The sequence below is a fragment of the bacterium genome, assembly GCA_040757115.1.
Lineage (GTDB): Bacteria > UBA9089 > CG2-30-40-21 > CG2-30-40-21 > SBAY01 > JBFLXS01.
Genome location: JBFLYA010000220.1, coordinates 1 through 6,124 on the forward strand (window position 1 = coordinate 1; position 6,124 = coordinate 6,124).

5 protein-coding genes are annotated in these 6,124 nt (G+C 34.1%); 1 reads left to right on the forward strand and 4 read right to left on the reverse strand.

All coding sequences use genetic code 11. The features are described 5' to 3' along the window. A partial coding sequence (gene cobA / locus AB1422_15300) for a uroporphyrinogen-III C-methyltransferase (protein ID MEW6620677.1) occupies nt 1–1,464 on the forward strand: 1,464 nt, incomplete at its 5' end. Between the two features lie 268 nt (nt 1,465–1,732). Here cobA and AB1422_15305 read toward each other — a convergent pair. The 4 genes from AB1422_15305 to AB1422_15320 all read right to left on the reverse strand — a co-directional run. Then, nucleotides 1,733–2,833 (reverse strand): DUF362 domain-containing protein, encoded by a 1,101-nt coding sequence (locus AB1422_15305; protein MEW6620678.1) that lies wholly within the window; start codon nt 2,831–2,833, stop codon nt 1,733–1,735. A 117-nt stretch (nt 2,834–2,950) separates the two neighbouring features. Continuing rightward, on the reverse strand, nt 2,951–3,661 hold the full coding sequence (locus AB1422_15310) for a restriction endonuclease (GenBank protein ID MEW6620679.1): 711 nt from the start codon (nt 3,659–3,661) through the stop codon (nt 2,951–2,953). A gap of 8 nt (nt 3,662–3,669) precedes the next feature. After that, entirely contained in the window at nt 3,670–4,881 is a 1,212-nt protein-coding gene (locus AB1422_15315; protein MEW6620680.1) for a site-specific DNA-methyltransferase, read from the reverse strand. Nucleotides 4,882–4,887: 6 nt separating this feature from the next. Further along, nucleotides 4,888–6,124 (reverse strand): AAA family ATPase (locus AB1422_15320; protein ID MEW6620681.1); only part of this gene is annotated, 1,237 nt, incomplete at its 5' end.

A 6,124-nucleotide genomic window follows, 5' to 3' on the forward strand; every position in this document is an offset into this window, starting at 1 on the left:
TTAGAATGCCTTCAGCAAGCAGAATTGGTTGTCTATGATTATCTGGCGAATGAAGAACTACTGAATTGGGTTAAAAATGGTGCGGAGGTAATTTATGTTGGGAAAAAGGCTGGTGAACATACCTTTTCTCAAGGACAAATTAACCAATTATTGGTAGATAAAGCTAACGAAGGCAAAGTCATCGTTCGACTTAAAGGTGGCGACCCATTTGTCTTTGGTAGAGGTGGCGAAGAAGCTGAATTCCTTGTTGAAAACGGTATAGATTTTGAAGTTGTGCCAGGCGTAACATCTGCGGTTGCTGTGCCTGCCTACGCTGGCATTCCATTAACCCATCGAAAATATACATCCCTTGTAACTATTATTACGGGTCATGAGGCTTTAGACAAATCTTCTTTACCCGGGTCAGAGATAGCTAAAGTTGGCGGGACACTTGTTATCCTGATGGGGACTTCAAAATTGGAACAAATTATTAATGAATTGATAAACAATGGGTTAAATGGACAAACGCCCATTGCCGTAATTTACTCTGGAACATTGAGTGACCAAAAAACAATTACAGGCACATTGAACAATATCGTGGAAAAAATCCATAGGTTAAAACCTCCAACCATTAGCATTATTGGTGAGGTAGTAAATTTACGCCAATCACTTAATTGGTTTGAGAAAAAGCCGTTATTTGGCAAGAAGATTTTAATCACCCGGACAAGAGAACAGGCAAGTGAGTTAAGTAAATTATTAAAAACCTATGGGGCTTCGGTTGTCGAATTCCCGGTGATTAAAATCGTTCTACCTGTAGATGTTAAAAAATTAGACAATGCCATTACCCAACTTGATACTTATGATTGGATTATCTTTACCAGTGTTAATGGAGTAAAATACTTCTTTAATCAATTAAGAAAAATTGGCAAGGATATCCGCGAATTAAAAGGTCTAAAAATAGCCGCAATTGGTCCTGCAACTAACAAAATGCTCAGGGATTTAGAATTAAATGTTGATTACCAGCCTGAAGAAGAATGGACGCAGGAAGGATTGATTGAAGGATTTAAAAAATTTGAAATGAGAGGAAAAAGAGTTCTTGTGCCAAGAAGTGAAGAGGCGCGCCAGGTATTGATTGAAGGACTAAAAGAAATGGAGGCACAAGTAGATGATGTGGCGGCATATCGAACAATTAAAGAAGAATCAGATGTAGGTTATTTGAAAGAATTGTTATCTCGCGGCGAAATTGATATAATTACCTTTACCAGCTCATCTACAGTGACAAATTTCTGTTGTCTTTTTAATAAAGAGGAAATTAACCATCTTTTAAATAAAGTCAAAATAGCCTCTATTGGTCCTATCACTACTCAAAAGGCACAAGCCCTTGGTCTAAAAGTAGATATTACGGCTAAGGAATATACAATAAAAGGTTTAGTCAAGGCAATCCTTAAAGCGGAACTTCCCCTCAAAAGAGGGGTAGGTGTTTAGCGTGTTCTGAATGACGCTAATTTAAGGCGTAACTCTTTGGTAAATAATAGGATACCGATGTAAAATATTCCACCAGGAGTTTAATGCAAATATCAAAATGTAAAAATCAAAATTACAAAGCAAAATGCAAAAATACTTGTAAGGCAATAAAAAAAATCAAATATTAAAAATCAAAAATAAGAATAAAAGAATTCCTTAATTTTGATATTTGCTCTTTGATTTTTGATATGATATTTGATATGTCATTTTGCATTTTAATATTTAATTTTTATACCTCTTCCAACTCATACTTTCTTGTTCCTAATCCAATTTGCTGGGCATAAGCAAGTTGAGGTTCTCCGGTTAGGTTATGGATAATTCCCTGTAATTTATCTTTTCCTGGTTCAAGATTGCTTTTTAAGGCGGTATTTGGGATACCGATTTGTTGATTTACGAGGTCAATCGCCGCCTGGTCAATCGCCACAGGGTCTAATGAAGATAAAATGCCAACATCCGGAATGATATTAGCATCAGAATGCGGACAACAATCACAATCCGGGCTAACATCCATAATAAAATTAAAAAAACACGCCTTTTTATCTAAAAGAGCCCCGTAGGCAAATTCAACCATTCTCTCCTGAACAACTATCGAAGAAAGCCCCAGCCAATCAACATTAAAAACCTTATTCGGGCACATCACCAGGCATTCCCCACAACCAAGACATTTATTTTTATCAATTCTGGGTAATTTATTTTCAACATTTATTGCCTGTCCCGGGCAATTATCAACACAAATTAAACACCCCTGACAATTCTTTGCTTTGACTAACGGGACCGCATTGCAGTGCATTTTAAATTTACCACTACGGTCTGCCAGCCCCATCCCCATATTTTTTAGCGTGCCTCCAAAACCTGTAACCGCATGTCCCTTAAAATGGGCTAAACTAATCAACAAATCTGCTTCTTTAACTACTTGTGAGATTGTGACTGATTTAAAATGTTTTTTATTAATTGTTACCTCAAGTTTTGCCTCTCCTTTTAGTCCATCGCCAATGATTATTGGTGCTTGAACACAGGAATAAGTAAAGCCGTTGGCATAAGCGGTTTGCAGGTGTTTGACGGCATTGGCTCTACTGCCGGCATAAAGGGTATTCGTATCGGTCAGAAATGGATTTCCACCAGCCGCCTTGACATACTTGACTAACTCCCTTATCCAGATGGGATGAATAAATGCCAGATTACCCATTTCACCAAAATGGAGTTTGATGGCAATAAGGGCATTTTTAGTTACTAATTCATTTAACTTTAATTTTTTTAGCAATTTATTAAATTTAGCAAATGAATTCTCACCAAAACTTGCCCGCATATTCATAAAAAAAACTTTAGCCATAACTACTCTCCACTTTTTTCTAATCTTTACTCTGCGGTGAACGGTTACGAATTTTGTAATTTACATCCACTCTCTCTATCCTTATGAGATGTTTCCCGTCTTGCTATTTCTTCAGGCTTAAATGGTTTTATTTAATAAATTCTTCATAACTTCAAATGCAATTAAAAGGTTTTCTTTTCGTAATGCCTTGTAATAATCAGGCTTATGTATTGGTCTATTAACTTTGCGCTCTCCTTCAAGTAAAGTAAGTATATTTAAGTCAATATCAAAATATGATAATAGAGTATGTGTAGAGGGACTACCATATTGGACACTATTTGCTGATGAATAATCTCCACCTAATTGACTTTCTAATTGAAAAAGTACAAAAAACAAATCAGGATACATTTGTTTTAACAAGGTAAAATCAACAAGAATTCTCTTCAACATTGCATTTTCAGTATATGCTTTACATTCTATTGCAATTTTAAACTTACCATCTATGTAAACATGTATATCTGTGGCTAATGAATAATAAAACCTTTTTATATTTTTTTCAATGTATTCCTTTACTTCAAGACTCTTAATTCTTTTTAGGTATTCCTTTTTCAATGGGATTTTTATCCTTTTTCTTTCGGTAGATAATCGATTAATATCATAACCCAATTCCTCCCATGCTATTTCTATTAAACTTTTGGCTAAACTCTCAACTAATAATCCTTTCCCTGCCCTTATAATACCACCGTACGCTCTGTCTTCGGAATCCTTTGCCTTTGTATCAATGCCTTTAACCAAAAACTCATAAGCATTAATAAGTGATTGAATGTTTCTTGAAACTTTGTTTTTCATACTTTTCTCTAAAATAATCTCATGTCAATCTGTGTTTCTTTAAGTCTATTTTCTGCTTTTTTACAGTATTCTTCAGAAATGTCAATACCAATATATTTTCGGGACAGTTTTTTAGCCACAGCAGTAGTTGTTCCGACGCCATTAAAAGGGTCTAAAATTACATCGCCTTTATAACAAAACAATTTTAATATCCTCTCAACGAGATTTTCAGGAAACATCGCCGGATGTCCATATTTTTTCATGTTTCTTTCTGGAGCAATATCCCACTTTCCTATTACATATTTCTTAAATTCTTCATCAGAAATATCAATATTTTCACTATTACCGTCTTTCTTTAAATCGCCTTTACAAAATACTTCAAGGAATTCCCATGTATATTTTAAATAGGGATTACTTGGGCTTTTCCATGACCCCCAGGCGGTATATTTGCAATTCCAATTATGTTTATCCCATAAAATTTCACCTTTCCAGATCATTTTTTGGCTCATAAAAAAATTAGAGATTATGTGATGAATTGGAATATAATCTGAAAATAAAGGTTGAACATTAACAATAATTCTCCCGCCATATTTTAAAACCCTTATACACTCCTTAAATACAGCAAATAGTTTATTAAAATATGAATTCCATTCTGTCCCATCTTTATGATTTTCATAATCTAATCCAAAATTATACGGTGGGGATGTAAAAATTAAATCTATACAATTGTCAGGGAATTGCTTTAATACTTCTTCACTATCTCCTTTTATTATTTTATTTATAAACTGTTCAGGCACCCTGTGGTTATTTTTTGAGAAGGTATTATCTTTTGCATAATAATACATTCCTCTTTCTTTTTCTTTTCCTTCTCTTCCCTTAACTTTTCTCTCTCGAGTATATCCGACATATAATCTTTTTCTACCTTTTAAACCATAACTTTTTATTTTTTCAATGCTCTCCAATATAACTTTTAATATGTTGGATTCTTTATCATCCGCATCTTTTGATAAAATATATATATTCCTTTTGAAATCAGCAAAATCTATTTGATATAGATTAATTATTAAATCATTATCTTTAAATTCAAAGTATATATCTTCTTTAGAATAAAGAGACAAAAGTTGCTGTATAATAGGATTATTTTGTAAATCTATACCATCTCGATTGATTTTTATGATTTTATATCCATCTTTAATATTTTGTTTTTTATTTACTTCCAGCATTTTTGTCAATCTCTCCATTTTTAATCATTTCCACCACTTCTTAGGTTTAACCTTATCAATTCTTTCGATAAGTCTATCTGCAAGTTGAGTAATACTCTTAGAAATATCACTTTTAGGGTTTTTAATAATAAAAGGCACGCCTTCGTTTATGGAAGGGATAGCCACAGGACCATTACTTGGAATTAATTCGAGGATAGGCACAGAAAGGGCTTCTTTTACCTCCTTCATAGAAATGCCCATTTTGGTATTAGCTCGATTGAGAACTAATTTTACCTTAGGCATAAATCCAAGTTTTTCCATTATTTCTAATGATAGTTTTGCGTTTTTAATTGTAGGAATATCGAGGGTAAGCAATAAAATAATTATATCCGCACTGGTTAAGGCAACTAAAATAGACTCAGATAAAATTCGACTGCAATCAATAATGGTGTAATGGTATTTATTACGGATTAGTTTTAGAATTTTTTCTATGTGTTCGCCGCTAACTAAATCTGCCTCTTCTGGGGTTAGTGGTGCAGGTAAAATGGCGAGTTTATCCCGATATTTAATCAGATAGGATTCTAATAATTCATCATCTATCTCGCCTAATTCATTAATCTCTTTAGTTAAGCCGGTAATAGTTTTAGTTGGAGACAAATTAAGCATAATGGCAACATCACCAAATTGTAAGTCAAGATCTATCAAGGCAACTTTTTTATTTTGGGGATGAAGGGACTCAGCCATACATACGGCTAAATTAGTGCTTAATAGAGTTCTCCCAACACCGCCTTTTGCCCCGAAAACTGCAATTATTTTGCTTTTCACTATAGGAGCAGGCGTAACCGCCGTGGTCTCTATTTTTTCCCGTCTTTGATTATTTAACTCAAATATCTCAATTATGACCTTATGTAACTCAAGTTGGTCTATTGGATGAACTAAAAAGGAGCGGACGCCACTTAACATCGCTTTCTTCAATTCATCCGGGGTTAAAGAACGGTCACTGAGAGTTATCACACTTGAGCCTGGAAATGTCCGCGCTATTCCACAGGAGGCATTTAGACCTTCGATATTAGTGCTCAGGAGGATAATATCTGGTGAGAATTTTGTGGCTAATGTTTCTATATCCCTGAAACTATCTGCTTCACCAACTATTTGTAGGTCTTTATCCCCTAAAATAAGTTTAGATTCTGGGGTTACTTGAAATAATAACTTTTTTAATTCTAATCGTGTCTTTAAATCTGCATCAGCAACAAGTATTTTTATCATTTGTGCCATTATTTTA